At 71.5% G+C, this 25,777-nt stretch carries 23 protein-coding genes; 7 read left to right on the top strand and 16 right to left on the bottom strand.

All coding sequences use genetic code 11. The annotated features are described in order from the left end of the window. Nucleotides 1-94: 94 nt before the first annotated feature. A complete protein-coding gene (locus ACZ5K7_RS18910) occupies nucleotides 95-496 on the bottom strand; it encodes a DUF3592 domain-containing protein (RefSeq protein WP_468914681.1) in 402 nt (133 codons plus the stop codon). Between the two features lie 198 nt (nucleotides 497-694). Here ACZ5K7_RS18910 and ACZ5K7_RS18915 point away from each other — a divergent pair, with 198 nt between their 5' ends. The 3 genes from ACZ5K7_RS18915 to ACZ5K7_RS18925 all read left to right on the top strand — a co-directional run bounded on the left by ACZ5K7_RS18915 (nucleotide 695) and on the right by ACZ5K7_RS18925 (nucleotide 4,334). After that, entirely contained in the window at nucleotides 695-1,987 is a 1,293-nt protein-coding gene (locus tag ACZ5K7_RS18915) for an FUSC family protein (RefSeq protein ID WP_468914683.1), read from the top strand. Then, on the top strand, nucleotides 1,984-3,018 hold the full coding sequence (locus tag ACZ5K7_RS18920; protein WP_468914685.1) for a hypothetical protein: 1,035 nt from the start codon (nucleotides 1,984-1,986) through the stop codon (nucleotides 3,016-3,018). Before ACZ5K7_RS18915 ends, ACZ5K7_RS18920 begins: the two co-directional genes overlap by 4 nt. 116 nt (nucleotides 3,019-3,134) lie before the next feature. Next, the gene (locus tag ACZ5K7_RS18925; protein ID WP_468914688.1) at nucleotides 3,135-4,334 is read left to right on the top strand and encodes a lactonase family protein; all 1,200 of its coding nucleotides are present in this window, start codon (nucleotides 3,135-3,137) and stop codon (nucleotides 4,332-4,334) included. Here the strand turns inward: ACZ5K7_RS18925 and ACZ5K7_RS18930 are convergent. Together ACZ5K7_RS18930 and ACZ5K7_RS18935 are read right to left on the bottom strand one after the other, a co-directional pair. After that, nucleotides 4,302-5,033: a DUF2470 domain-containing protein gene (locus ACZ5K7_RS18930; protein WP_468914692.1), complete on the bottom strand. Its 732-nt coding sequence runs from the start codon at nucleotides 5,031-5,033 to the stop codon at nucleotides 4,302-4,304. The two genes, ACZ5K7_RS18925 and ACZ5K7_RS18930, sit on opposite strands and share 33 nt — an antisense overlap. A 147-nt stretch (nucleotides 5,034-5,180) precedes the next feature. Next, nucleotides 5,181-5,786 carry a TetR/AcrR family transcriptional regulator gene (locus ACZ5K7_RS18935; RefSeq protein WP_351703896.1) on the bottom strand — a complete coding sequence of 202 codons (606 nt, stop codon included), beginning with the start codon at nucleotides 5,784-5,786 and terminating at the stop codon, nucleotides 5,181-5,183. 107 nt (nucleotides 5,787-5,893) lie between these two features. Here ACZ5K7_RS18935 and ACZ5K7_RS18940 point away from each other — a divergent pair, with 107 nt between their 5' ends. Next, nucleotides 5,894-7,435, top strand: coding sequence for a cytochrome P450 (locus tag ACZ5K7_RS18940; RefSeq protein WP_351703899.1), 1,542 nt, complete (start codon nucleotides 5,894-5,896; stop codon nucleotides 7,433-7,435). On the opposite strand, the gene ACZ5K7_RS18945 is transcribed toward ACZ5K7_RS18940, so the two are convergent. The 13 genes from ACZ5K7_RS18945 to ACZ5K7_RS19005 form a co-directional block, all read right to left on the bottom strand. Continuing rightward, a complete protein-coding gene (locus ACZ5K7_RS18945; RefSeq protein WP_468914695.1) occupies nucleotides 7,394-8,227 on the bottom strand; it encodes a pentapeptide repeat-containing protein in 834 nt (277 codons plus the stop codon). The genes ACZ5K7_RS18940 and ACZ5K7_RS18945 overlap by 42 nt on opposite strands. An 86-nt stretch (nucleotides 8,228-8,313) precedes the next feature. Next, complete coding sequence (gene sigJ / locus ACZ5K7_RS18950; protein WP_468914696.1) at nucleotides 8,314-9,324, bottom strand: RNA polymerase sigma factor SigJ; 1,011 nt, start codon at nucleotides 9,322-9,324, stop codon at nucleotides 8,314-8,316. A gap of 40 nt (nucleotides 9,325-9,364) precedes the next feature. Beyond that, nucleotides 9,365-9,829, bottom strand: coding sequence for a cupin domain-containing protein (locus tag ACZ5K7_RS18955; RefSeq protein WP_468914698.1), 465 nt, complete (start codon nucleotides 9,827-9,829; stop codon nucleotides 9,365-9,367). 38 nt (nucleotides 9,830-9,867) lie between these two features. Next, complete coding sequence (locus tag ACZ5K7_RS18960) at nucleotides 9,868-10,566, bottom strand: NAD(P)-dependent oxidoreductase (RefSeq protein ID WP_351703911.1); 699 nt, start codon at nucleotides 10,564-10,566, stop codon at nucleotides 9,868-9,870. An 89-nt stretch (nucleotides 10,567-10,655) separates the two neighbouring features. Beyond that, complete coding sequence (sigJ, locus tag ACZ5K7_RS18965; RefSeq protein WP_468914700.1) at nucleotides 10,656-11,549, bottom strand: RNA polymerase sigma factor SigJ; 894 nt, start codon at nucleotides 11,547-11,549, stop codon at nucleotides 10,656-10,658. A 112-nt stretch (nucleotides 11,550-11,661) separates the two neighbouring features. Further along, on the bottom strand, nucleotides 11,662-12,963 hold the full coding sequence (locus ACZ5K7_RS18970) for an alpha/beta fold hydrolase (protein ID WP_468914702.1): 1,302 nt from the start codon (nucleotides 12,961-12,963) through the stop codon (nucleotides 11,662-11,664). Between the two features lie 97 nt (nucleotides 12,964-13,060). Then, nucleotides 13,061-14,086 carry a LacI family DNA-binding transcriptional regulator gene (locus tag ACZ5K7_RS18975; RefSeq protein WP_468914704.1) on the bottom strand — a complete coding sequence of 342 codons (1,026 nt, stop codon included), beginning with the start codon at nucleotides 14,084-14,086 and terminating at the stop codon, nucleotides 13,061-13,063. Between the two features lie 101 nt (nucleotides 14,087-14,187). Then, nucleotides 14,188-15,600: a BNR repeat-containing protein gene (locus ACZ5K7_RS18980; protein WP_468914706.1), complete on the bottom strand. Its 1,413-nt coding sequence runs from the start codon at nucleotides 15,598-15,600 to the stop codon at nucleotides 14,188-14,190. Nucleotides 15,601-15,626: 26 nt separating this feature from the next. Further along, a complete protein-coding gene (locus ACZ5K7_RS18985) occupies nucleotides 15,627-15,947 on the bottom strand; it encodes an L-rhamnose mutarotase (protein WP_351703926.1) in 321 nt (106 codons plus the stop codon). Nucleotides 15,948-15,963: 16 nt separating this feature from the next. Continuing rightward, on the bottom strand, nucleotides 15,964-17,046 hold the full coding sequence (gene rhaS / locus ACZ5K7_RS18990) for a rhamnose ABC transporter substrate-binding protein (RefSeq protein ID WP_351703929.1): 1,083 nt from the start codon (nucleotides 17,044-17,046) through the stop codon (nucleotides 15,964-15,966). A gap of 92 nt (nucleotides 17,047-17,138) precedes the next feature. Continuing rightward, the gene (locus tag ACZ5K7_RS18995) at nucleotides 17,139-18,116 is read right to left on the bottom strand and encodes an ABC transporter permease (RefSeq protein WP_351703932.1); all 978 of its coding nucleotides are present in this window, start codon (nucleotides 18,114-18,116) and stop codon (nucleotides 17,139-17,141) included. Beyond that, nucleotides 18,109-19,182, bottom strand: coding sequence for an ABC transporter permease (locus ACZ5K7_RS19000; protein WP_351703935.1), 1,074 nt, complete (start codon nucleotides 19,180-19,182; stop codon nucleotides 18,109-18,111). The genes ACZ5K7_RS18995 and ACZ5K7_RS19000 overlap by 8 nt, the downstream gene beginning before the upstream one ends. A gap of 28 nt (nucleotides 19,183-19,210) precedes the next feature. After that, the gene (locus ACZ5K7_RS19005) at nucleotides 19,211-20,728 is read right to left on the bottom strand and encodes a sugar ABC transporter ATP-binding protein (protein WP_468914709.1); all 1,518 of its coding nucleotides are present in this window, start codon (nucleotides 20,726-20,728) and stop codon (nucleotides 19,211-19,213) included. A 257-nt stretch (nucleotides 20,729-20,985) separates the two neighbouring features. On the opposite strand from ACZ5K7_RS19005, the gene rhaI reads away from it, so the two are divergent. From rhaI to ACZ5K7_RS19020, 3 genes are all read left to right on the top strand, one after another. Continuing rightward, on the top strand, nucleotides 20,986-22,155 hold the full coding sequence (gene rhaI, locus ACZ5K7_RS19010; RefSeq protein WP_351703940.1) for an L-rhamnose isomerase: 1,170 nt from the start codon (nucleotides 20,986-20,988) through the stop codon (nucleotides 22,153-22,155). A 118-nt stretch (nucleotides 22,156-22,273) separates the two neighbouring features. After that, a complete protein-coding gene (locus tag ACZ5K7_RS19015) occupies nucleotides 22,274-24,313 on the top strand; it encodes a bifunctional aldolase/short-chain dehydrogenase (RefSeq protein ID WP_468914711.1) in 2,040 nt (679 codons plus the stop codon). Beyond that, the gene (locus ACZ5K7_RS19020) at nucleotides 24,310-25,755 is read left to right on the top strand and encodes a rhamnulokinase (protein WP_468914713.1); all 1,446 of its coding nucleotides are present in this window, start codon (nucleotides 24,310-24,312) and stop codon (nucleotides 25,753-25,755) included. The genes ACZ5K7_RS19015 and ACZ5K7_RS19020 overlap by 4 nt, the downstream gene beginning before the upstream one ends. Nucleotides 25,756-25,777: the final 22 nt, after the last annotated feature.

Here is a 25,777-nt window from a genome sequence, read left to right on the forward strand (position 1 = left end):
CGGCTCCCCCGCGGCCTGTCCCCGCTCGTTCGGTGCCGGCCGACCTTATCCGATCACGTCCCGCCCGGGCGCGGTCGTTTCGTCGGGCCGGGCGTCAGCCCGTCAGGGCGATGAGGACGCCGACCCCGAGGAAGACCACCCCGCCGAACACCAGGAACACCAGGGGGCCCACCACGTGGCGCCACATACGGACGCGGGCGATCTGCGGGTCGGCCGCCAGGTAGACCACCTCCACCTCGCGCCCTGTGGCCAGGCCCATGCCGGAGCCGTGCATGCGTGGGGAGAACTCCACCCGGTAGCCCGAACGGTCCGTGAAGGCGATGACGGGGATCCACTTCGGGCCACCCTCGCTGTCACGGGTGCGTACGTTGTCCACGACGACTCCCCAGGTGCGCAGTCCGTGCCGGCGCAACCGCCTGACGACCGCGCTCTCCCGCACCGCGAACCCGAGGAGCCCGAGGCCCACCGCCGTGCACAGCACCGCACCGAAGTCCAACGTCCCAACCCTTCCGTCCCGCCGACCCGTTCGACACCCCGGGAGCAGGAGACGCGTCGGCCTGGTGTTCGGTTGCGGGGTCCGGGGCGCGGCGGTCGGAAACTCTCCGTAGTCCACCCTGGTCATCCAGCCACCGGCGCCCGAGTGATCCGCGGAAAACACGTTCGACGTGACCCCTGAGTGGGAACAGGCCAAGGGATGCAAGACGTACTGAAGTGGGCCAGGGGTCTGCCGCGGCTGCTGCGGCGCCATCGGGACCCGGTGGTCGTCCAGACACTGCGGTCGGCCGCCGCGGCCACGGTCGCCTACGTCGTCGCGCTCCGGCTGAGCCCGGAACCGGCACCGCTCACCGCTCCGCTGACCGCGCTCCTGGTCGTGCAGGTGACCCTGTACGCGACCCTCACCAACGGTTTCCGCCGGGTCAACGCGGTGGTGGCCGGCGTGCTGGTCGCCATCGCCTTCAGCCAGCTGGTGGGGCTGACCTGGTGGAGCCTGGCGCTGCTGATCGTGGCCTCGCTGGGGGTGGGGCACCTGGTCCGGGTCGACGAGTACATCCCCGAGGTGGCGATCAGCGCGATGCTGGTGCTCGGGGTCACCACCATCAGCAGTACGGCGTGGGCGCGGATCGTGGAGACGCTGATCGGCGCGGTCGTCGGGATGGGCTGCAACCTGCTGCTGCCTCCCCCGGTGTGGGTGGACGAGGCAGGGGAGTCGATCGAGGGCCTGGCCCGCCGACTGCGGCAGTTGATGCTGCGCATGGGCGAGGAGGCGTCGGGGCTGACGCCCTGGCGGCAGGCGGCCGAGCGGCTGCACGAGGCCCGCCGGCTCGACCACGCCATCGTCGAGGTGGACGCGGCGCTGCGGCAGGCCGAGGACAGCCTGCGGCTCAATCCGCGGGTGAAGGAGGGCCTGCTGCACCGGGTGGTGCTGCGCACCGGTCTGGACACCCTGGAGATCTGCACGGTCGTGCTGCGGGTGCTGGCCCGCACCTTCACCGACCTGGCCAAGGCCCGCGAACCCGAGCCGCTGTTCGCCTCGGACGCGGGGGCGGCCGTGGAACAGCTGCTGTCCCAGATCGCCGACGCCGTGGTGAGCTTCGCGGTGCTGGTGACGACCAGCATCAGCGAGAGCGCCGAGTCGGCCGAGGCCCGGCTCTCCGCCGAGCTGCACACCGCGACCGGCACCCGCGACAAGCTCGCCGAGCTGCTCCGGGACGAGGTCCGCGGCGACGACCGGAACTGGCAGCTGCTGGGTGCCGTCCTGACCGAGGTCAACCGGCTCCTCGACGAGTTGAACACCGAGCACCGCACCCGCCGGCTGCTGGAGGAGCTGGACCGCGTCTCCGGCGAGCAGCGCGCCCGGCGACCCCGGCTGACCTGGCTGCGGGAGCGGATCGGCGTGCCTGAACGCCTGCAGCGGAACCGGGCGGGTGGTGCGGGGCGTTCTCAGTCCGGGACGGAGAACAGGGCGGAGAAGGGGGCACCCCGGTGACGGACACGGCGGTACGGATCGAAGGGAACACGCTGCGGCTGCCGGGCGGGGTGGCGGTGCGCTTCGTGCGGACGCTGCGGCTGCCGGAGACGGGGACGCATCCGCTGCCGCCGGGGCTCGGCGAGTTCCCGGTGCGGCGGGTGAGCGACTATCCGGACACGGTCCCGGCCGGGTGGCGGGCGCGTGGCGGGGTGATGCTGCCGGTGTATCTGCGCGAGGCGATGTGGCTGAGCTTCGCGGGCACGGTGGAGCCGGCCGCCCTCCAGGTCGGCGTCGGCAAGGTGTGCGCGGTCTCGGGCGAGCCGTGGAGCGACCGGCTGTCCCGGGATCCGCAGAACTACCTGGTACTGCCCCGGCAGCCCTGGCTGGACGGCATCAATTCCGGGAAGGACACGGTCCGCCAGTTCGTGGCGGTGCCGCTCGGTCTCGGCGCCACGGTGGAGGGGCAGGTCACCGGCGAGGAGGTGTGGGGCGGGGTGCAGCTCCAGTCCTTCGCGCTCAAGGAGGAACCGCTCGCCCGGTGGCGGCGCGAGGAGCGGCTGCGGCGGGAGCGGACGCCCGCACCGGGGCCGCTCGGCGGCTACGGCGCGGCACTGCCCATGATGGCCTCGGCACCCGCCGCGCCCGCCGCCGCCCCGCGCTCCCGCTCGGCCGGGATGGGCCTCGGGGTCGGCGGCTCGATGCGCCAGGAGGTCTACCAGGACGACCGGCCGCCGCGGGACTGGGCCGAGACCCCTGCCGGGCGGGTCTTCGTGCACCTGGTCACGCCACCGGAGTGGCGCCGCATCACGGGCGAGGCGCCCCCGCCGTCGCCGGTGGACCGGGCGGCGTACACCCGCGCCGGGCTGCCCTGGTACGACTACTACGACCAGGACGCCCAGGATCTCGCCCCCACGGACGCCCTGGAGACGGTCAAGCCGGTCGGCGACTGGCTCGGCGACGACCTGGAGCCCTGGCAGCAGCCGTCCCAGGGGCAGGTGATCCCCCTGAAGGACACGCCCGGCAAGCCGGTGGTGGACGGGGACTGGTGACAGCCGCTGCCATTGTTGCAAGGTGCGCAATGACCGTTGCCCGTCTTGCCTTTGTCCAGGGGCCCGCGCCAAGGTTGCTGTGACGACCGAGGCGACCGACGACCTGAGGTGCGGGCATGGGCAGTGGTACGGAAGCGACGCGCGGCGGCTGGAGCAGGCGCCGGTTCGTCGGTGCGCTGGCGGGCGCGGCGGCGGTGGCGGCGGTCCCGGCACCGGCGGCACCGCCCGAGGAGACCCGCCCGGCACCGCGCCCGGCGGCCGAGTCGCCGACGACGTCGCCCGCCGGTCCGCGCCCGCTCTACCTCGGCACCTACACCTCCGTGGACGGCGGTGGCACCGGCATCGGCATCGCCACCTACGCCCCCGACACCGGCCGGATCACCGGCACCGGCACGATCGCCGGCGTCGCCGACCCGTCGTATCTGGCCGTCCATCCGGACGGCCGGACGCTGTACGCGGTGAACGAGCGCACGGACGGCTCGGTGACCGCCGTCCGCCTGGCGGACCGGAAGATCCTCGGCAACCGGAGCACCGGCGGGGCGGGGCCCTGCCATCTCTCGGTGCACCCGAGCGGCCACTGGCTGCTGAGCGCCAACTACACCTCGGGCAGTGTGGCCGTCCATCCGATCGACGCCACGGGCGCCCTCGGCGAGCGCACGGACCTGGTCACGCACTCCAGTCCGGCGCCCGGTCCCGGCCAACAGGGCCCGCACGCCCACCAGTTCCTCACCAGCCCGGACGGCGGCCATGTCCTCGCCGTCGACCTGGGCACCGACACGGTCTACAGCTACCGCCTGGATCTCGCGACGGGCAGGCTCACCGAGGTCTCCCAGGCACACACCGGGCCGGGGGCCGGCCCGCGCCATCTGACCTTCCATCCCGGCGGGCGGTACGCGTACCTGGCCAACGAGGTGGACAACACGATCGCGGTGTGCGGCTACGACCCGGCCGCCGGCCGCCTCTCGATCGGCACACCCCAGTCCACCGGCAGCAAGGCGGGCACCACCAACTACCCGGCGCAGATCCTGGTCACCGCCGACGGCGGCTACGCCTACCTGGCCAACCGGGGCGACAACACGCTCGCGCGGTACGCGGTCGAGGCCGACGGGGCCCGGCTGCGGCTCCTGGACACGGTGCCGGTGGAGGGGGACTTCCCCCGGCAGATCGCGTTCTCGCCGGACGGCCGGCTGCTGTTCGCGGCCGACCAGCGGTCTGGCACCGTGAGTGTCTTCACCGTCGATACGCGAAGCGGTGAACTCCGGCTCGCTGGCAAGCCGTTCGCGTCACCCGTCGCCGTCTGCGCGCTGCCGCTGTAGCGTCCGCGGGCAGGAGGCGGCGGCACTGGCCTGGGCCAGCAGGACGTGCATGCGCTCGGTGAGCTGGGCGACGTCGTCGGCGGGCGCGTGGAAGGCGAGCCGTACGTCGCCGTGGGCGCGGGTGCGTTCGATGCGCAGGGTCAGTCCGTGCCGGTCCACGGCGAGAGGCTGGACACGGGTCGCGGCGTGCAGGCTCTCGGGCTCGACGAGCCTGGTGAGCCGTTCGACGGCGTCCGGGTGGGCGTCGGCGAGGTGGGTGAGGAGTTTGGCCTCGGCGCCGGCCAGCGGGTCGGGGTGCGCGGCGGCGAACTCGTCGAGGTCGACGACGACCGCACCGGAGGGCCGGCGCAGCACCACACGGGTGGGCTGGAAGACCAGGTGCTCGTCGGAGGGCACGAACCAGCCGGCCATCCACAGGCGGGCCCGGATCCGGCTGCGCACCGGGACCGGTGCGACGTCGGCGAACTCCAGCACCGCGGACGGCTCGCCGCGCGGGGCGCAGATCGCGGCCGCGAGCAGGGCGCTGTCCTCCGGCACGTGCAGCAGCACCCGGCCGTCGTCGGCGACGGCGTGCGCGCCGACGAACTCCTCGCGTCCGCCGTCCGCGGTCACCGTGCACGACCATGCCGTGGCCAGCAGTGACCGGGCCTGTTCGGCCGCGCCGGGGCCGGCCGCCCAGGCTTCCTGTTCGTCACCCATCCCGAAACCTCCTTAGGTAAGCCTCACCTAACTTAGCGAAGATCGGGGAGTACGCCAAGCACGGAGGGCGTGGCGTACATGAAGAACAGGGCAAAGAACAGGGTGAAGAGCAGCGTGAGGAACAGGTCGCGGAAAGGGCCGCGACGCTCAGGAGATGACGCCCAGCAGCGCCCGCGCGCACAGGTCCCGCACCTGTTCCCGCGTCAACTCCTCGGTACGCAGCCACTCCAGGCAGACATGCGTGGTGAAGGCGAGCCAGCCGCGCACCGCCAGCCGGGTGTCGGGGCGCAGCTCCAGGGCGGGGCCGAACTCGGGATCGGCGGCGAGGGCGGCCAGGATCTGGCGCTCCTGGGCGGCCTGGGCCTGCCGGTAGACCCGGCGCACGGCCTGGTCGCCGGAGGCCTCGGCGCGATGGAAGGCACGGAAGCCGTGTGCGTGGGTGTGGACGTAGTCGAGGTAGACGTCGAGGCCCGCGGTGAGCTGCTCCCGGGCCGGCACGCCGGGCTCGGCCGCCGTCATCCGCAGCATCCGTTCACTCTCCCGCTCCACCACCGCCGCGAAGAAATCACGCTTGGTCGGAAAATAGTGGTACAGCAGCCCCCGGGAGACGCCCGCGATCTCGGCGACCTGCTCGATCCACACGTCGCCGTACGGACTCTCGGAGAAGAGTCTGGCCCCGACCGAGAGGAGTTGCTCACGTCGTTCCGCGGTGCTGAGTCTGCGGCGGCTGCGCTCACCCTGGTTCGCGACCATGCCCGCACTTTACTTGACGTGGGTTCAACAGCGGGATGAGACTGAAACGCCTATTGAACCCACGTACAACTAGCTCAACCTGCCGCAGCATCGAGGGAGATCGCGTCATGGCGGAGACGGCCACGCAGACGGCGACGGGGGCGGACGGCCCACTGCCCAAGGGGTTCCGGGGTGCCGAGCAGGGCTGGCCCGAACTGCACCGCATACCGCACCCGCCGCGCCGGGTGCCCCTCCTCGGCGACGTCCTGGGCGTCGACCGGCGCAAGCCGCTCCAGGACTCGATGCGCTTCGCCGGGCAGCTGGGCCCGATCTTCCGGCGCCGGGCGTTCGGCAACGAGTTCGTGTTCGTGTGGGGCGCCGAACTGGCCGCCGACATGGCCGACGAGTCGCGGTTCGCCAAGCATGTGGGGCTGGGGGTCGCCAACCTGCGCCCGATCGCCGGGGACGGTCTGTTCACGGCGTACAACCACGAGCCGAACTGGCAGCTGGCGCACGACGTCCTGGCCCCGGGTTTCAGCCGGGAGGCCATGGAGGGCTATCACGCGATGATGCTGTCGGTGGCCGGCCGGCTGACCGGCCACTGGGACCGGGAGCTGGCGGCCGGCCGCTGGGTCGACGTCCCCGGGGACATGACCAAGCTGACCCTGGAGACGATCGCACGCACCGGGTTCGGGCACGACTTCGGCTCGTTCGAGCGGGACCGGCCGCACCCCTTCGTGACCGCGATGATCGGCACCCTCACCTACGCCCAGCGTCTCAACAGCGTGCCCTCGCCGCTGGCCCCGCTGCTGCTGCGGCAGGCCGCGCGGCGCAACGCGGCCGACATCGACCACCTCAACCGCACGGTCGACGACCTGGTCACCGAGCGCCGCGAGACCGGCCGCGGGGACGGCGACCTCCTTGACCGGATGCTGGAGACGGCCCACCCGGAGACCGGGGAGCGGCTCTCCGCCGAGAACGTACGGCGGCAGGTGATCACCTTCCTGGTGGCCGGGCACGAGACCACCTCGGGCGCGCTCTCCTTCGCGCTGCACTACCTCGCCCTGCACCCGGAGATCGCCGCCAGGGCGGCCGCCGAGGTCGACCGGGTCTGGGGCGACACCCCCGCACCGGCCTACGACCAGGTCGCCAGGCTCCGTTACGTCCGCCGGGTCCTCGACGAGTCGCTGCGGCTGTGGCCCACGGCCCCCGCCTTCGCCCGCGAGGCCCGCAAGGACACCGTGCTCGCCGGGGACCATCCGATGCGCCGGGGCGCCTGGGCCCTGGTGCTGACCCCGATGCTGCACCGGGACCCCGAGGTGTGGGGCCCGGACGCCGAGAGCTTCGACCCGGACCGCTTCGAGGCGAAGGCGGCGCGCGGCCGGGCCCCGCACACCTTCAAGCCGTTCGGGACGGGTGCCCGGGCCTGCATCGGCCGTCAGTTCGCCCTGCACGAGGCGACCCTGGTCCTCGGTCTGCTGCTGCGGCGCTACGACCTGAAGGCCGACCCCGGCTACCGGCTGCGGGTGACCGAGCGGCTGACACTGATGCCGGACGGGCTGCGGCTGCGGCTGGAGCGGCGCCGGCCCGCCCCGGTGCCGGTCACCGTGCCGGACGACGCGTCCGCCTCAGAGGGCGGCGGCTGTCCAGTGCACGGGGCGGGTGACTGAGTCCGGCAGCCGGGTACCGGCACTCCCCCGGGCCGCGTGGACCTGCGGCTGGGTCAGGAAGAACGCGCCCGTGAGGTCCGCGCCGGAAAGATCGGCGTCGCGCAGGTCGGCGCCGATCAGGTCGGTGTCCCGCAGGTCGGCGCCGGTGAGGTCGGCGGCGATCAGGTAGGCCCCGCGCAGGCTCGCGCCGCGCAGTCGGGCGCCCCTGAGCCGGGCACCCATCAGGTCGGCGCCCCGGCGGTCCTTCGCCCGGCCCCGCACTCCCGCGCGGGCCAGCTCGCTGGTGCGCAGCAGCAGCACGTTGACCCGCTGCCGGTGGGCGGCCACGTCCAGGGCGGCGAGTTCCCCGGGCGTACCGGCGGCGAGTTCCCCGGTGGCGTCGAGCAGCTGCCTCAACTCGCCGTGGACCGGGCGGGCGGCGGCCAGGTCCAGCGCCTCGGTGAGGTACCAGAGCAGTTCGTGCAGCTGCCGTACGACCGGGAACACGTCGAACATCCGGCGGGCGTCCTCCGCTGTCCCGGTCCGCCAGTCCTGCCCGCCGAAGGTGCCCTGCGAGACCCGCTGACCGGCGCCGAAGCAGTCGTAGACCGTGCAGCCGGTGAACCCCCGCTGCCGCAGCTCGGTGTGGATGCCGCAGCGGTGGTCGCCGCCGAGGTTCCGGCAGGGCTTCCCGGCGGGCTTGCTGACCGCGAAGTCGGCCGAGGCGGTGAACGGCAGAGCGACACAGCACAGGCCGAAGCAACGTGTGCAGTCCCCGCGCAGTCGCGACCGTTCGGATATCTGTTCTGGCATCCGTCCAGCGTACTGAGCTCGGGATCACCGCTCAGACGCGCTCCGGCCCGCACGACATCGACGGCCTTGCCGGAGAGCACCGCGCCCTACTGAACCGGGTCCTCGTCCGGTCGTACGTGGGTGAGCTTGGCCGGGTTGGTGACGACGTAGACGCCGGAGACCTGGTCGCCGTCCGGGGTGAGATCCATGACCATCACGGCGTACGGGGAGTCTCCCGTGAACAGCACCGCCGCGTCGTCGCCGTTGACCCGACGGTAGTGCACGTCCAGGTCCCCGGCGCGCCGGGTGGCGTAGCCGGCCAGCATGCGGGCGGCCTTCTCCCGGCCGTGGACCGGGCGCAGCCCGGCCGCCTGCCGTACGCCTCCGCCGTCGATCCATACCGTCACGTCCGGGGCGAGGATCTCCATGAGTGCGTGGATGTCGCCGCCGAGGGCGGCCGAGACGAACCGCTCGGTCGCCTCCCGCCGGACGCGGGGGTGGGCGCGGTAGCGGGGGCGGCGGGCGTGGACATGGGCGCGGGCCCGGTGGGCGAGCTGACGTACCGAGGCCGGGGTGCGGTCGAGCATGCCGGCGATCTCGGTGTGGGGATAGCCGAACACCTCGTGGAGGACGAACACCGCCCGTTCCAGCGGGGTGAGGGTCTCCAGGACCACCAGCAACGCCATGGAGACCGTGTCGGAGCGGACCGTGTGGTCGGCGGTGTCCGGGGCGACGCCGCCGGTGGCGTCGGTGACCAGGGGCTCGGGGAGCCAGGGACCGACGTAGGTCTCCCGTCGGGTGGCGATGGCCGCCCGCCGGGCGAGCGCGTGGTTCACCGCGATCCGGACCAGGTAGGCGCGCGGACTGCCGATCTCCCGCAGCGGCGTCCGGCCGGTCCTGCCGGACCAGGACAGCCAGGTCTCCTGGAGTACGTCCTCGGTGTCGGCGACGCTGCCGAGCATGTTGTAGACGACGGAGAACAGCAGCTCGCGGTGGTCGACGAAGAGCCGTGTCGGGGCGTCCGGCGGCACCTCCCGCCGGTCACCCGTGCTCGGCGGCACGTCCTGGGTCGGTCCCGCTCCGCCCGTCGCCGGGCTCTCGCCGGATTCTGCTGTCATGGGTCGCCCTCCTGTCTTCCCGGCCTCCTGTCCGACGCGCTCAGCTCTGTTCCTCGTAGCCGATGTGGTATTTGGCCGCGATGGGGTTGACCTTGACGGGGTCCAGCCGCCCCTCGGTGAGGACGGCGGGCCCCGCCTCGATCAGGTCCTCCAGATACCTTTCCCAGCCGCCGGGCGAGGAGATCTGCAGGACCCGGGGCGGCGGGTCGGAGGCGCGGCGGAGGGCATGCGGGACACCACGCGGGAGCAGCGCGAAGGTTCCCCTGGGCGCCTGGTGCCGGCGGTCGTCGAACTCGATCTCCAGGACGCCGTCCAGCACGTACACGCATTCGTCCGCGTGCCGGTGGACATGGCGCGGGATGTCCTGGGCCAGGGTCACCTCCAGCACCGAGAGGCGCCCCTCGGTGTCGTCGGTCGTCGCTTTGACGGCGAACGCAGGCGGCAGCGGGATCCGCCCCGGCCTTACGGCACCCGGCTCCAGCAGGACGAAACGGTCTTGGGACATGGGCGTGGCCTCCTCGGTCGGCTCGGTCGGATCCGGATTCACTTCTTGCCCCCGAACGCCTCTTTGCGGATGACGTCGAGGATGCCCGGAACACCTTCCGAGGTGCGGACGTCGACGAAGGCGTGCACATGACGGTCGTCGACCGCCTCACGCAGCAGCGCGTTTCCCAGATCCGCGCGCGAGGTGAACCGGCCGGGCAGCCGTGAAGTGGCGACCCGGTAGGGGCTGACCGCGTCCGTGTCGAAGAGACCGGCGGGCCGGACGACGGTCCACCGGTGATCGCCGTCCCGCACGATCTCCTCCATGCGTCGCATGTCCTCGTACACGGTGCGCCCGACGGTGCGCGCGATGGTGGGTTCGAGCACCTTCCGGAAGAGGAACGTCTCACCGGGGGCCGCCACGCCGAAGAGCACGGTCGAACTCACACAGACCAGGCGCCGGACGCCGTGCTTCGTCATGGCCTGTGCGATGCGGGTGATGCCCTCGGAATACAGGGTGACGGGCTTGCGGCTGTAGGGCACCCCGAGCGTCGAGATCACCGCGTCCTGCCCGGCCACGGCGCGTTCCACCGCGCCGGGGTCGAGCACGTCCGCGCCGGCCACCCGCAGCCGCGGGTCCCTGAGCGGGAACTCCTCGGGGTGGCGGGTGACGGCGGTGACCGTGTGGCCTTCGGCGATCGCCTGCGCGGTGACCTGCCGCCCGGTCGGTCCGTTCGCCCCGAATACGACGAGATTCACGTGTCTTCCCCTCTCCTGCGGTCTTCTGCCATCTGGGAGGGGCCCGGCGGCGGCAAGTGTGACATCCCCGCCGCCGGGTGGGACGTGGATCACATCTCGAGAGCGGGCAGGTCCAGGAGTTCGAGCCTGTCGGGGTCGGCGAGGATGTACATCTCGGTGATGCGGCCGTCCACCACGGTGACCGCCATGACCGACAGCGGGCGTCCCTCGGGCATGGTGACCACGCCGACCGTGCCGTTGATGAGCACGAGGCGCGACCAGACCGAGAACTGCCGGAAGGTGAACGCCCCTTCGGCCACCGACCGGGCGCCGCGCAGCACCTTGGAGGCGGCCGCGCCCCGTACCAGCGCGCCCGAGTCCACGCGCAGCACCACATCGGGGTGGAGCACCGCGACCAGCGCCTCGAAGTCACCGCCCCGGGAGGCGGCGAGGAAGGCTTCCAGTGCCTTGCGCTGCCGGCCGAGGTCGGGGTCGGCCGACGGGGCGGCCCCCTGCACCCGGCGGCGGGCCCGGCTGGCCAGCTGACGGGTCGCCGCCGCACCGCGTTCCACGATCGGCGCGATGTCGTCGAAGGGCACCGCGAACATGTCGTGCAGCACGAACGCCAGCCGCTCGGCGGGCTCCAGCGTCTCCAGGACGATCAGCAGGGCGATCCCCACGGAGTCGGCCTCCACCGCCTCCTTCTCGGGGTCCACCTCCGACAGCGGCCTGACCACCGGGTCCGGGACGAACGTCTCGTCCATCGGCTGCTCGCGCCGGGCCGTGCGGGAGCGCAGCATGTCCAGGCAGACCCGGCCGACCACCGTGGTCAGCCAGCCGCCGAGGTTGCGGATCTCGTCCGCGTCGGTGCGTCCGAGCTTGAGCCAGGCCTCCTGGACCGCGTCCTCGGCCTCGGCGAGCGAGCCGAGCATTCGGTAGGCCACCGCGCGCAGCCGGTCGCGGTGCTCCTCGAAGCGGCGGGCCAGCAGTTCCGTGTCGTTCATCCTTCTCCCCGTTCGTCGGCGGGGGCGCGCGGCGCAGGCCGGGCGTCCTCCCCGCGCACTGTCTTACCAGGAGGTGCGGACACCTCCTGTCCGCCATCTCCGTCGCGGGGCGTCAGACCTCGTCGCGGACGAGCGCGAGGAGCCGGTCCAGGACCCGCGGGGCGCCGGTGCGCAGTCCGTCGTGCTCGAACTCGTCGGTGACCCAGGTGCGCAGCCCCCGGACGGCCCGTGCGGTCCGCAGCGAGTGCCCGGCGTCGACGTACATGTCGTCGTGGTAGACGGCGGCGGCGACCGGGACCTCGTTGACGGCGAGCCGGGCCGGGTCGTACAGCGGCTGCCAGTCGGTGCGGGCGGCGAGCAGTTCGGCGGTCTCGCGCAGCGGGCGCAGGGACGGGTCGGTCTCGAACACCCAGGGGTGGACCGTCTCTCCGGTGAACAGCACCGGGGCGTCTTCGGTGAGCGCCTTGGCCGCGTCGAACTGCGGGAACTCGGCGCGCACCCGCTCGGCCGCCCAGGCGGTGGGGCGGGTGCCCTGGCCGTAGACCGGCTCGTGGACAAGGGCGTACAGCGGGTTGCCCGCGTACGACAGGAGGGCCTGGACCTGTTCCTGGAAGGCGTCGGAGAGCTCGGAGCCGGCCGGGGTGCGGACGAAGGCGTCCTCCAGGAGGAAGTGCAGGCGGTGGCTGCCGTCGCTCATGCCCAGCATCAGGCCGAGGGACTGGAAGGCCTCGACGGTGAGCCGGTAGCCGTTCGGCAGGACCACGTGGTGGTCGAGGAGGTGCTCGGCGATCCGCCGGACCCGCTCGATGTCCATCGGGTAGCGGTCGTAGTGCGCGGCGACCTTGCGTTCCATGCGCGGATAGGCGGCCCGGTAGACGTCGTCGGCGTGCGCGTCCAGGGACGGCAGGCCACCGGTGATGAGGGAGGTCTTGAGACCCTCCGGGAAGAACGACAGGTAGGTCACCGTGCAGAAGCCGCCGAAGCTCTGGCCGAGGGTGGTCCAGGGAGCGCCGCCGGTGAGCTGTGGGCGGATCGCCTCGCAGTCCCGGACGATCGAGTCGGCGCGGAAGCGGGCCAGGTGGTCGGCCTGGGCGGCCGGGCCGCCGCGCAGCGGCAGCGTCTGCCGGTTGACCGGGGTGGAGCGGCCGGTGCCGCGCTGGTCGAGAAGCAGGACGCGGTACTCCCGCAGGGCCCGGTCGAGCCAGGCCTGCCGACCGACGAAACGATTCGCCCCGAATCCCGGGCCGCCCTGCAGATAGAGCAGCCAGGGCAGCTCGTCGTCCGCCCTGTCGCTCGCGACCGCCTCCCGGGCGTACAGCTCGATGGTCTCGCCGTCCGGGTCCGCGTGGTCCAGAGGGACGGTGAAGTGGCGGTCGGTGAGGACGACGCCGGGCTGGCGGTAGCTGAGGCTCAACGTTTCTCCCGGGACGGACGGACGGTCGCGACCCAGTTCAGCACACGTCCGGGGCCTGTTCGCCCCCGGGATCATGAAATCGTTACTGAATAACCGATCAGCGGGCGGCGAGGCTGGAGCGGCGCACCACCAGTTCCGGCTGGAGCACCACCCGGCGGTGCTCGTGCGCCGGCTGCCCCTCGCGTTCCTCGGTCTCGTCCAGGAGCAGTTCGGCGGCCATGGCGCCCATGGTGACGGCCGGCTGGCGGACGGAGGTCAGCGGTACGGCGGCCGCGGCGGCGAACTCGATGTCGTCGTAGCCGACGATCGCCAGGTCGTCCGGGACGACCACCCCGGCCGCGTACATGGCCTGGAGGACACCGAGGGCGAGCAGGTCGTTGGCGCAGAACACGGCGGTGGGCCGGTCGGCGAGGCCGAGCAGCCGGGCCCCCGCGTCCCGTCCGGCGGCGACGTCGAGACGCTCCGTGGGCAGCTCGCGCAGCGCGTCGGGTCCGAGGCCCGCCTCGGCGAGGGCGTTCAGGGCGCCGGTGCGCCGGTCGCGGACCTGGTTGAGCCCGGGTGGTCCGCTGACGTAGGCGATGGACCGGTGCCCGGCGTCGACGAGATGGCGGACCGCGAGGGCCCCGCCGGCCACGTCGTCGACGCTGACCGAGCACTCGGTGGTGCCCTCCGCGACCCGGTCGACCAGCACGAAGGGGATGCCGTGCCGGCGGAAGGTCTCGATGTTGCGGCCGGTGGCGTCCGCCGGGGTGAGCAGGACGCCGCGCACCCGCTGTTCGGCGAAGAGCGCGAGGTAGTCGGCCTCCTCACCGGCGTTCTGGGCACTGTTGCAGACCATCACACCGACCCCGGCCCGCCGCGCCGCCCGCTCGGCACCCCGGGCCACGTCCACGAAGAAGGGGTTGCCCATGTCGAGGACGAGCAGGCCCATGATCCGGCTGCGGCCGGCGCGCAGCTGACGCGCGGACTCGCTGCGGACGTAGCCGAGCCGGTCGATCGCCGACTGCACCCGCGCCCGGGTCTCGCCGGCGACGGTGTCCGGGCGGTTGATGACGTTGGAGACCGTGCCCACCGAGACTCCGGCGGCGCGGGCGACGTCCTTGATACCCACCGACTGGGCCATCGGGCGAGACCTCCAGGGAACCGTGGACGGCGCCTTCACAGCACGGAAGGGCACATCCGGAAGGGCTTCACATTACGACATGCCTCGGACACCGGCCCGGGTCAGGCGGGCAGGGCGAAGTCGACGACATGGAGTGCCGACGGGGTCGTACCGCTCGACTTCTCCTGGTACATGAAGGACAGCACGTGGTCCGCCCCGACCCGCGTCTCGTCGATCACGACCTCGCCGAAGGCGTTCAACTCACTGCCGCCGTACAGCAGTCTCCAGTCGGTGTACCCGGAGGCCCTGGACGCACCGGCGATCCGGCCGAACGGGAACACCGCGTAGGCGTTGTCGTACCTGTCCAGGACCAGCTTGGTGCGCTGGCTGGAGTTCAGGGCGACCGGGATCTCGGTCTTCTGCCAAGTACCGGCGGAGTTCTTGCGGACGTGGAAGGCGCGTCCGTTCGCCGTGCGGTCGCCGACATAGTTCGTGGTGCACTGGCCGAAGCGACCCGGCACGTAGCTGATGATCGCGTGCGGGAGGCCGGCGGAGTCGGTCCACTGGCTCTCCTGGTTCATCAGGGAGTGGTCCGGGTCGAGCGGGTCGACGACGAGACCCGGGTCGGTGACGGTGACCGTGTCCGAGGTGCCGGTGGTGGCGACCAGGGCACCGGCGTCGTTGCGCCAGGTGCGGCCTCGGTCGGTGGAGTAGACGTAGCCGGTGTCGTGGTTGGTGATGCCGCCGCCGTTGCACATCACGGTGCCGCTCTGCTCCCTCCAGGTGAAGAAGGCGTGCAGCCGTCCGTTCACGTCGTAGTCGATGCCGTGCAGATACATGTTCCGGGCGGTCGACGAGCCGTGCCCGCTCGTGTACGTCCCACCGGCGCCGGACCACTCCCCCAGCACGGTCCAGCGCGAACCGTCGTATTCGGCGAGCGCGTTGCGGCCGTTCCCGGAGATCCCCACCCGATAGCTCAGCTGAAGCCTCCCCTCGGGCGTGGAAATGAACTGCGGGTAGGTGAACTGCGCGGTCGGCGACACCCCGTCCAGCGATGTCTGTACGGCCCCGAAGACGGCCGGAGTCCAGGCCGTGGAACCGGGGTTGTCCAGCAGCCCCGCGACCGACTTCACGTAGAAGAAGCCGTCGCTGTGGGAGTCCATGTTGATGTGGAGGCGGCCGTCGGCCTTGGAGACGCCCATGGAGATGACGTTGTGGGAGTCGCTCGACTTGAGCTGGTGGGCGAGGGTGACGGTCGCCCATGACGACCCGCCCAGCACCCGGCGCCCGATCACCGCAGCGCCGGTCGAGGTGTACCAGCCGGCGTACTGGTGGCCCCGGTAGGTGAACAGGCCGTTCTTCTGGAAGGAGTTGTTGTTGACCAGGCCGTCGTAGGAGACGAAGTAGACGGCCTGGGGGTCGAGTTGGCTGGTGCTCATCTTGGTGACGGAGGGGCCGGGGTCGGCGGCCCGTGCGATGCCCGGCGTTGCCACGCCGGCCAGTATGGCGGTGGTGAGCACGGTTCGGCGTCTCATGAGCGGCTCCTGGGCGAGGGGACGGGTCAGGCGAGGTGGAACACTTCGGTGAGCGGCTTCATCGCCTCGTCGGGCCGGGTGCCGGCCGGCGACTCGAAGAACGGCCCCATCTCGGCCTGCCAGCGGGCGTTGACCTCGGTTTCCGCCATGCCGGCCCGGGCGGCCTCGAAGTCCTCGGTCTCCAGATAGCCGACCAGCAGGCCGTCGTCGCGCAGGAAGAGCGAGTAGTTGTGCCAGCCGGTGGCGGAGAGCGCCGCGCGCATCTCCGGCCACACGGCGGCATGGCGTTCGCGGTACTCGGCAACGCGGTCCTGCCGGACCTTGAGGAGGAAACAGACCCGCTGCATCAACGCCCCTGATGTCCTAGAAGTTGAACTGGTCGATGTTCTTCGCGTCGAACACGGTCGGCTTGCCGAGGCTGATCACGCCGTCCTTGCCGATGGTGTACGTGGTGGAGCCGGCCTTGAAGGTCTCGCCCTCCTTGCCGGTGATCTGCCCGGAGGCCAGGGCGACGGCGGTGCGGGCGGCGAGGTCGCCGAGCTTGGCCGGGTCCCACAGCTCGAAGGCGTCGACGGTGCCGTTCTTGACGTACTGCCGCATGTCGTTGGGCGTGCCGAGCCCGGTCAGCTTGACCTTGCCCTTGTACTTGGAGCCGGACAGGTACTGGGCGGCCGCCTTGATGCCGACGGTGGTCGGGGAGATGATCCCCTTGAGGTTCGGGTACTGCTGGAGCAGGCCCTGGGTCTGCTGGAAGGACTGCTGGGCGTCGTCGTTGCCGTAGGCGACCTTCACCAGCTTGACGTTCTTGTACTTCGGGTCCTTCAGCTCCTCCTGCATGAACCCGATCCAGGTGTTCTGGTTGGTCGCGGTCTGCGCGGCGCTCAGGATCGCGATCTCGCCCTTGTACCCGATCTGTTCGGCGAGCAGCTGCACCTCGGTACGGCCGAGGTCCTCGGCGCTGGCCTGCGAGACGAAGGCGTTGCGGCAGCCGGCATTGGTGTCGGAGTCGTAGGTGACGACCTTGATTCCGTTGCTCATGGCCTGCTTGAGCGCGGTGCACAGGGCGCCGGGGTCCTGGGCGGACACGGCCATGGCGTCGACCTGCTGCTGGGTGAGGGTGTTGACGTAGGAGACCTGCCCGGAGGTGTCGGTGGCGCTGGAGGGCCCGACCTCCTTGTACTTGGAGCCCAGCTCGGTGAGCGCCTTCTCGCCGCCCTTGTCGGCGGAGGTGAAGTAGGGGTTGTTGACCTGCTTGGGCAGGAAGCCGACGGTGAGGCCCTTCTTGAGGGCGGCGTTCGGGTCGGCCTTCGCCGTCGAGGTGGCCGCCGACGACTCGTCGCTGCCGGAGTTGTTCTTGGTGGTACCGCCACAGGCGGTGGCTGCGAGAGAGAGGGCGGAGACAGCGGCGAGCGCGACACAGGCACGCCGAAGGGATGACTTACGCATGACGGTTCCTTAGAAAGTAAGGGTGGCGGAGACGCCCCTGGTTTGTGGGGGCGCGGGGAACTGCGCGATCAACCACACACAACCCGCAGTGTTCAGACGGCCTTGGCAGCCTTGTGCCTCGCAAGAGCGATCTGCTTGGCAACCCTCGGGCCCAGCACCGAAACGACGAGCAACACACCGGTCACGACGATCTGCGACTGCGCGGAGACGTTCAGCAGGCTCATCACGTTCTGCAACGCCCCCAGGAGAAACACGCCGGCCACGGCACCGCCGAGCGTCCCGCGCCCACCGTCGAAGTCGATCCCCCCGAGCAACACGGCAGCGACGACGCTCAGTTCGAGCCCCGTCGCGTTGTCGTACCGCGCACTCGCGTAGTGAAGGGCCCAGAAGATCCCCGTCAGAGACGCCATCAACCCGGTCGCCACGAACAGAATCAACTTGTTCCGCTTCACCCGGATCCCCGCGAACCGCGCCGCCTCCTCACTCGCCCCGACCGCGAACAGCGACCGCCCGAACGGCGTGGCGTGCAGCACCACCACGGCGATCAGGAGCAGCACCAGGAACGGCAGGAAGGCCTGTGGCAGGAACGTGTTGCCGAGCCGCCCGGCCGCGAAGTCGAGGTACTGCGTGGGGAAGTCGGTGACCGCGTCCGAGCCGAGCACGATCTGCGCGATGCCCCGGTAGGCCGCGAGCGTGCCGATGGTGACGGCCAGCGACGGCAGGCCCAGCCGGGTCACCAGCAGTCCGTTGACCAGCCCGCAGGCGACCCCCAGCAGCAGGCAGAGCGGGATGATCGTCTCGATCGCCATGCCCTCGTTCCAGAGCCTGCCCATGACCGCGCCCGAGAGCCCGGCGGTCGAGGCGACCGACAGGTCGATCTCCCCGGCGACGACGAGCAGTGTCATCGGCAGCGCGACCAGGGCGATCGGCAGGGTGTTGCCGATCAGGAACGACAGGTTGAGCGAGTTGCCGAAGCCGTCCACAAAGCCGAAGGAGAACAGCAGCAGCACGACCAGCAGGGCGCCGACGACGGTGTCCCAGCGAATCGCACGCGTCAAGGACTCAGGCATGGCTGGTGCTCTCCTTGCTGGTCGCGGTCCTCTTGAGGGCCGACTTCTTCTTCAGCGCGGCCGCCACCCGCAGCGCCACGACCCGGTCGACGGCGATGGCGAGCAGCAGCAGGAAGCCGTTGATGGCGAGGACCCACACCGAGCTGACCCCGAGAGCCGGCAGCACGCTGTTCACGGAGGTCAGCAGCAGCGCGCCGAGCGCGGCGCCGTACACGCTCCCGGAGCCGCCCGTGAAGACCACGCCGCCGACCACCACGGCGCTCACGACGGTGAGTTCGAAGCCGGTGCCGGTGCCGGAGTCGACGTTGCCGAAGCGGGCCAGGTACATCGCCCCGGCCAGCCCGGCGAGTCCGCCGCAGAAGGTGTACGCGGTGAGGATCCGCTTGCGCACCGGGATACCGGCCAGCCGGGCGGCCTCCGGGTTGGAGCCGAGGGCGTACAACTCCCGTCCGCTGCCGAAGTGTCTGAGGTAGTAGGCGGTGGCGACCAGGACCGCGAGGGCGATGAGCGCGAGCCAGGGGACGGCCGACAGCCCGCCCGAGCCGAAGTCGTTGAACCCGCCGGGGAGATCGGCTGCCGTGATCTGCCGGGAGCCGACCCAGATGGAGTCGACGCCCCGGATGATGTACAGCGTGCCGAGGGTGACGACCAGCGCGGGCACCTGGCCGAGGCTGACGAGAAGGCCGTTGAGCAGTCCGCAGCCGATGCCGAGCAGCACGGCCAGCACGATCGCGACGACCGTGTCGCCGCCGCCGTGCAGATAGTCGCCGGCGGCGAAGGCGGTGATGCCGAGCGTGGAGCCGACGGACAGGTCGACGTTCCTCGTGATCACCACCAGGGACTGGCCGGTGGCGACCAGCACCAGGATGGTGGCGTTGAGCAGCAGGTCCTTGATGCCCTGCTCGGAGAGGAACTCGCTGTTGCCCGCCTGGGTGACGGCGATCATCACCAGGAAGACGACCAGGATGGCGAGTTCGCGCATCTTGAAGACCCGGTCGACGAGCCGGGTCCCGCTGGACTCGGGCGTCTCGGCGACGGAGGTCTGTTCGGGGGTGGTCACCGTCATGCGGCGGCCCTCCCCACGGCGGTGGTCGTCATGCGGCGGCCCTCCCGGTCGCTGCGGCCATCACGGTTTCCTCGGTGGCGTCGGAGCGCGGGATCTCGGCGGTGATCCGGCCCTCGTGCATCACCAGCACGCGGTCGGCCATGCCGAGGATCTCGGGCAGGTCGGAGGAGATCATCAGGACGGCGACCCCGTCGGCGGCCAACTCGCCGAGGAGGCGGTGGACTTCCGCCTTGGTGCCGACGTCGATGCCCCGGGTCGGCTCGTCGACGATCAGCACCTTCGGTCCGGTCGCCAGCCACTTGGCGAGGACCACCTTCTGCTGGTTGCCGCCGGACAGGGTCGAGACCGCGTCGGCGATCCGGGCGTACTTCACCTGGAGCTTCACCGCCCAGTCGAGCGAGCGGCTGCGCTCGGCGCCCCGGTCCATCAGGCCGGCCCTGACGGTCGTCCGCAGTCCGGTCAGGCCGATGTTGCGCTCGATGGACATGCCCATCACCAGGCCCTGGGCGCGCCGGTCCTCGGGGACGAGGGCGAGTCCGGCGGCCATCGCCGTGGAGGGGGCGCCGTTGGTGAGCCTGCGGCCCCGCACCTCCACCTCCCCCGCGTCCCAGCGGTCGACGCCGAACACGGCCCGCGCGACCTCGGTGCGGCCGGCGCCGACCAGTCCGGCGAGGCCGACGATCTCACCGGAGCGCACCTCGAAGGAGATGTCGGTGAAGACGCCCTCCCGGGTCAACCGCCTTACGGAGAGGGCGACTTCGCCCGCCGGTATTTCCTGCTTGGGGTACAGCTCGTCCAGGTCGCGGCCGACCATCCGGCGGACCAGGTCGTCCTCGGTCATGCCGTCGACGGGCTCGCTGGCGATCCAGGCTCCGTCCCGGAGGGTGGTGACCCGCCGGCAGATCCGGAAGATCTCCTCCAGGCGGTGCGAGATGAACAGCACGGCGGCGCCCTGGTCGCGCAGGGTGCGGACGACACCGAAGAGGCGGGCGACCTCACTGCCGGTCAGGGCCGCCGTCGGCTCGTCCATGATCAGGACCCGGGCGTCGAAGGAGAGCGCCTTGGCGATCTCCACGATCTGCTGGTCCGCGATGGACAGGCCGCGGGCGGGGCGGTCGGGGTCGAGGGCGACGCCGAGCCGTTTCATCAGGGCTGCCGTGGCCGCGCGGGTGGCCTTGTGGTCGATCCGGCCCAGCGCCCGCCGGGGCTGACGGCCCATGAAGATGTTCTCGGCGATCGACAGGTCGGGAAAGAGCGTGGGTTCCTGGTAGATCACGGCGATTCCGGCGTCGCGGGCGTCGCCGGGGCCGTGGAAGACGACGGGCTCGCCGTCGAGCAGCACCTGACCGGCGTCCGGTCGGTGCACCCCGGCGAGGGTCTTGATCAGCGTCGACTTGCCCGCGCCGTTCTCCCCGGCGAGGGCGTGCACCTCGCCGGGGAACAGCTCCAGGGAGACGTCCCGCAGGGCGCGGACGGCACCGAAGGACTTGGAGACGCCCTTCAGTGCCAGCACCGGGGCCGGTCCCGTGTCGGACGGGTGGGTCATGGGGGCTCCTCGACGACACCGGCGAGACGGTCGGCCCCGGCTCCACGGCGTCGTGAAAGGTTTCAACTGGATTGCCGGGACCGTAGGCACCAGGGGCATGTCACGTCAATGGGTCCGTATCGAAAAAATTTCGATAGCCAAAGGTCACGGCAGAGTCACGGAAAACCAGGTTGGCCGGAGTGCTTGACACTCCTTCGGAGGGCTCATACTTTGCCGTTCTGAATCGTTTCACAGTTCATACCCCCAGGAGCCCCGAAGTGACCGACCTCGCCGCGGTGAAGGCCGCGCTGAAGACCCAGGCTGTCGAGACGCCGTCGTGGGCGTACGGAAACTCGGGGACCCGCTTCAAGGTGTTCGCCCAGCAGGGCGTGCCGCGCTCGGTGAAGGAGAAGCTGGACGACGCGGCGCAGGTCCACGCGGTGACCGGGGTCGCGCCGACGGTGGCATTGCACATCCCCTGGGACAGGGTGGACGGCTCCGACGGATACGCGGACCTGGCGGGGTACGCCGAGAAGCGCGGGCTGAAGCTGGGGGCGATCAACTCCAACACCTTCCAGGACGACGACTACAGGCTGGGCAGCATCTGCCATCCGGACGCGGCGGTGCGCCGCAAGGCCGTCGGCCATCTGCTGGAGTGCGTCGACATCATGGACGCGACGGGGTCACGCGACCTGAAGCTGTGGTTCGCGGACGGCACCAACTACCCCGGGCAGGACGACATCCGGGCACGCCAGGACCGGCTCGCGGAGGGGCTGGCCGAGGTGTACGCGCGGCTGGGCGAGGGGCAGCGGATGCTGCTGGAGTACAAGCTGTTCGAGCCGTCCTTCTACACGACCGACGTGCCGGACTGGGGTACGGCCTACGCCCACTGTCTGAAGCTGGGGCCGCGGGCGCAGGTCGTGGTCGACACCGGGCATCACGCGCCGGGTACCAACATCGAGTTCATCGTCGCCACGCTGCTGCGGGAGGGGAAGCTCGGGGGCTTCGACTTCAACTCGCGGTTCTACGCGGACGACGACCTCATGGTGGGGGCCGCGGATCCGTTCCAGCTGTTCCGGATCATGTGCGAGGTCGTGGGCGGGGGCGGGTTCGCCTCCGAGGTGGCCTTCATGCTCGATCAGTGTCACAACATCGAGGCGAAGATCCCGGCGATCATCCGGTCGGTGATGAACGTGCAGGAGGCCACGGCGAAGGCGTTGCTGGTGGACCGGGGGGCGTTGGCCGCGGCGCAGGCCGCGGGCGATGTGCTCGGGGCGAATGCCGTGCTGATGGATGCGTATGACACGGATGTGCGGCCGCTGCTGCGGGAGGTGCGGGTGGAGATGGGGCTGGATCCGGAGCCGCTCGCGGCGTACCGCCGGTCCGGCTGGGCCGAGAAGGTTGTCGCCGAGCGGGTTGGGGGGCAGCAGGCGGGCTGGGGCGCGTAGGCGTCTGGCTTGACATGTCTCGTCGCGGACTGCGGGCCGGATGTGGTTGGCCGCGCAGTTCCCCGCGCCCCTGAAGGGGCGCACCGATCCCCGTACGTTCACGAAGTCAGGGACCTTCATGACCACCCACCCCGAAGCCGCCGCCCTCCTCGACCGTTCCCATCGGCTCGGCGCTGATCCCCGTAACACCAACTACGCCGGCGGGAACGCCTCCGCCAAGGGCACTGCCGCCGATCCCGTCACCGGTGGTGATGTCGAGCTGATGTGGGTGAAGGGGTCCGGTGGAGACCTCGGCACCCTCACCGAATCCGGGCTCGCGGTGCTGCGGCTCGACCGGCTCCGGGCGCTCGCCGGTGTCTATCCGGGCGTCGAGCGCGAGGACGAGATGGTCGGTGCCTTCGACTACTGCCTGCACGGCAAGGGCGGGGCCGCTCCCTCCATCGACACGGCCATGCACGGGCTGGTCGACGCCCCGCATGTCGATCACCTGCACCCGGACTCCGGGATCGCGCTGGCCTGTGCCGCCGACGGGGAGAAGCTGACCGCCGAGTGTTTCGGGGACTCGGTGGTGTGGGTGCCGTGGCGGCGGCCCGGGTTCCAGCTCGGGCTGGACATCGCGGCCGTCAAGGCCGCCAACCCGCAGGCCGTCGGATGCGTCCTCGGCGGGCACGGGATCACCGCCTGGGGTGACACCTCCGAGGAGTGCGAGCGGAACTCGCTGCACATCATCCGCACCGCCGAGGCCTTCCTCGCCGAGCGCGGCAGGGCGGAGCCCTTCGGGCCCGTCGTCGAGGGGTACGGTCCGCTGCCTGAGGCCGAACGGCGGGAACGGGCCGCCGCCCTCGCGCCGTACGTCCGTGCCGTCGCCTCCCAGGACCGGGCTCAGGTCGGACATTTCACCGACGCCGACGTGGTCCTCGACTTCCTGGCCCGGGCCGAGCATCCGCGGCTCGCGGCGCTGGGGACGTCGTGCCCGGACCACTTCCTGCGGACCAAGGTACGGCCGCTCGTCCTCGACCTGCCCCCGACCGCGCCCCTCGACGAGACCGTCGCCCGGCTCAGGGAGTTGCACTCCGCGTACCGCGAGGAGTACGCCGCTTACTACCGGCGGCACGCCCTGCCCGACTCCCCCGCCATGCGCGGCGCCGACCCCGCGATCGTGCTGGTGCCCGGCGTCGGCATGTTCAGTTTCGGGAAGGACAAGCAGACGGCCCGGGTCGCGGGCGAGTTCTACGTCAACGCGATCCATGTGATGCGCGGGGCCGAGGCCGTGTCGGCCTACGCGCCGATCGAGGAGTCGGAGAAGTTCCGGATCGAGTACTGGGCGCTGGAGGAGGCCAAGCTCCGGCGGATGCCGAGGCCGAAGGCCCTGGCGACCCGGGTGGCGCTGGTGACGGGGGCCGGCAGCGGGATCGGCAAGGCGATCGCGCACCGGCTCGCCGCCGAGGGGGCCTGTGTCGTCGTGGCCGATCTCGACGCCGGGAGTGCCGCCGCCGTCGCGGAGGAGCTCGGCGGGTCCGACCGGGCCGTCGCCGTCACCGTCGACGTGACGGAGGAGGAGCAGATCGCCGCCGCCTTCCGGGCCGCCGTGCTGGCCTTCGGCGGGGTCGACCTCGTCGTCAACAACGCGGGGATCTCCATCTCCAAGCCCCTGCTGGAGACTTCGGCGAAGGACTGGGACCTCCAGCACGACATCATGGCCCGCGGTTCGTTCCTGGTGTCGCGGGAGGCGGCCCGGGTGATGATCGCCCAGGGACTCGGTGGTGACATCGTCTACGTCGCCTCCAAGAACGCCGTGTTCGCCGGGCCCAACAACATCGCCTACTCGGCCACCAAGGCGGACCAGGCCCACCAAGTGCGGCTGCTGGCGGCCGAGTTGGGCGAGCACGGGATCCGGGTCAACGGGGTGAACCCGGACGGCGTGGTGCGGGGGTCGGGGATCTTCGCCGGTGGGTGGGGGGCGCAGCGGGCCGCCGTGTACGGGGTGGAGGAGGCGAAGCTGGGCGAGTTCTACGCGCAGCGGACCATCCTCAAACGCGAGGTGCTGCCCGAGCACGTGGCGAACGCCGTGTTCGCGCTGACGGGCGGGGAGCTCACCCATACCACCGGGCTGCACGTACCCGTGGACGCGGGTGTGGCGGCCGCGTTCCTGCGATGACCGGCCCCAGGTCCTATGCCGCGGTGGACCTCGGCGCGTCCAGCGGGCGGGTCATGGTCGGCCGCGTCGGGCCCGACTCGCTGGAGCTGGCCGAGGCACACCGGTTCGCGAACCGGCCGGTGCGGGTGCCGGAGGGGCTGCGCTGGGACGTACTCGCCCTGTACGCCGGGGTGTTGGAGGGGCTCAGGGCGGCCGGGCGGGTGGACTCCGTCGGGCTCGACAGCTGGGCCGTGGACTACGGGCTGCTGGACGCCGACGGGGCACTGCTCGGCAACCCGGTGCACTACCGGGACACCCGCACGGAGGGCATCGCCGAGAAGGTGTGGGCGACCCTGCCGGCGACGGAGCTGTACGCCCGCACCGGGCTCCAGTACGCGCCCTTCAACACCCTCTACCAGCTGGTGGCGGCACGTTCCAGCGCCCAGTTCGCCCGCGCCGAGCGGCTGTTGCTCATCCCGGACCTGCTGTCGTACTGGCTGACCGGCGAACAGGGCACCGAGCTGACCAACGCCTCCACCACCCAGCTGATCGATCCCCGGACGCGCGACTGGTCGTACGAGGTGGCGGACCGGGCGGGGATCGACCTCGGGTTGTTCGCGCCGCTGCGGCGGCCCGGGGACCCGGCCGGGATGTTGCGGCCCGAGGTCCTTGAGGAGACCGGGCTGGCCGGGCCGGTGCCGGTGACCGCCGTCGGGTCCCACGACACCGCGTCGGCGGTGGCCGCCGTACCCGCGGCCGGCGAGCGGTTCGCCTACATCTGCACCGGCACCTGGTCGCTGGCCGGGCTCGAACTGGCCGCGCCCGTACTGACCGAGGAGAGCCGGGCCGCCAACTTCACCAACGAGCTGGGGCTGGACGGCACGGTCCGGTACCTGCGCAACATCATGGGGCTGTGGCTGCTCCAGGAGTCCGTACGGGCCTGGGGCGACCCGGATCTGGGCGGGCTGCTGCGGGAGGCGGCCGGCGCGCCGGCGTTGCGCTCGGTGGTGGACGCGGGCGACGCGGCCTTCCTGGCCCCCGGCCGGATGCCGGAGCGGATCGCCGAGGCGTGCCGGGCGTCCGGGCAGCCGGTGCCCCGGACTCCCGGCGAGATCACCCGGTGCGTACTCGACTCCCTGGCGCTCGCCCACCGGCGGGCGGTCACCGACGCGCAGCGGCTCGCCGATCACCCGGTGGACTCGGTGTACGTGGTGGGCGGTGGCACCCGCAACGCGCTGCTCTGCCAGCTCACGGCCGACGCCTGCGGGCTGCCGGTGGTGGCGGGTCCGACGGAGGCCGCGGCCCTCGGGAACGTGCTGGTCCAGGCCCGTGCGCACGGTCTCGGCGGCGACCTCGCCGACATCCGGCGGCTGGTCACCCGCACCCAGCCGCTCACCCGGTACGCGCCGCGCGGCGACACCGCCCGCTGGGCGGCAGCCGAGGCACGACTCGCCACTGGGTGAACCGGGGCTCCCGCGGATCGCA

It is taken from the genome of Streptomyces sp. NPDC031497, assembly GCF_055580905.1.

Bases quoted from the DNA above. Each gene is read 5' to 3' on its own strand.
- ACZ5K7_RS18995 (WP_351703932.1), bottom strand. From the start codon at position 18,116: ATGCCTGAGTCCTTGACGCGTGCGATTCGCTGGGACACCGTCGTCGGC.
- ACZ5K7_RS18925 (WP_468914688.1), top strand. From the start codon at position 3,135: ATGGGCAGTGGTACGGAAGCGACGCGCGGCGGCTGGAGCAGGCGCCGG.
- ACZ5K7_RS18955 (WP_468914698.1), bottom strand. From the start codon at position 9,829: ATGTCCCAAGACCGTTTCGTCCTGCTGGAGCCGGGTGCCGTAAGGCCG.
- rhaS (WP_351703929.1), bottom strand. From the start codon at position 17,046: ATGCGTAAGTCATCCCTTCGGCGTGCCTGTGTCGCGCTCGCCGCTGTC.
- sigJ (WP_468914696.1), bottom strand. From the start codon at position 9,324: ATGACAGCAGAATCCGGCGAGAGCCCGGCGACGGGCGGAGCGGGACCG.
- ACZ5K7_RS19020 (WP_468914713.1), top strand. From the start codon at position 24,310: ATGACCGGCCCCAGGTCCTATGCCGCGGTGGACCTCGGCGCGTCCAGC.
- ACZ5K7_RS18945 (WP_468914695.1), bottom strand. From the start codon at position 8,227: ATGCCAGAACAGATATCCGAACGGTCGCGACTGCGCGGGGACTGCACA.
- ACZ5K7_RS19005 (WP_468914709.1), bottom strand. From the start codon at position 20,728: ATGACCCACCCGTCCGACACGGGACCGGCCCCGGTGCTGGCACTGAAG.
- sigJ (WP_468914700.1), bottom strand. From the start codon at position 11,549: ATGAACGACACGGAACTGCTGGCCCGCCGCTTCGAGGAGCACCGCGAC.
- ACZ5K7_RS18915 (WP_468914683.1), top strand. From the start codon at position 695: ATGCAAGACGTACTGAAGTGGGCCAGGGGTCTGCCGCGGCTGCTGCGG.
- ACZ5K7_RS18940 (WP_351703899.1), top strand. From the start codon at position 5,894: ATGGCGGAGACGGCCACGCAGACGGCGACGGGGGCGGACGGCCCACTG.
- ACZ5K7_RS18975 (WP_468914704.1), bottom strand. From the start codon at position 14,086: ATGGCCCAGTCGGTGGGTATCAAGGACGTCGCCCGCGCCGCCGGAGTC.
- ACZ5K7_RS19015 (WP_468914711.1), top strand. From the start codon at position 22,274: ATGACCACCCACCCCGAAGCCGCCGCCCTCCTCGACCGTTCCCATCGG.
- ACZ5K7_RS18985 (WP_351703926.1), bottom strand. From the start codon at position 15,947: ATGCAGCGGGTCTGTTTCCTCCTCAAGGTCCGGCAGGACCGCGTTGCC.
- ACZ5K7_RS19000 (WP_351703935.1), bottom strand. From the start codon at position 19,182: ATGACGGTGACCACCCCCGAACAGACCTCCGTCGCCGAGACGCCCGAG.
- ACZ5K7_RS18980 (WP_468914706.1), bottom strand. From the start codon at position 15,600: ATGAGACGCCGAACCGTGCTCACCACCGCCATACTGGCCGGCGTGGCA.
- ACZ5K7_RS18930 (WP_468914692.1), bottom strand. From the start codon at position 5,033: ATGGGTGACGAACAGGAAGCCTGGGCGGCCGGCCCCGGCGCGGCCGAA.
- ACZ5K7_RS18935 (WP_351703896.1), bottom strand. From the start codon at position 5,786: ATGGTCGCGAACCAGGGTGAGCGCAGCCGCCGCAGACTCAGCACCGCG.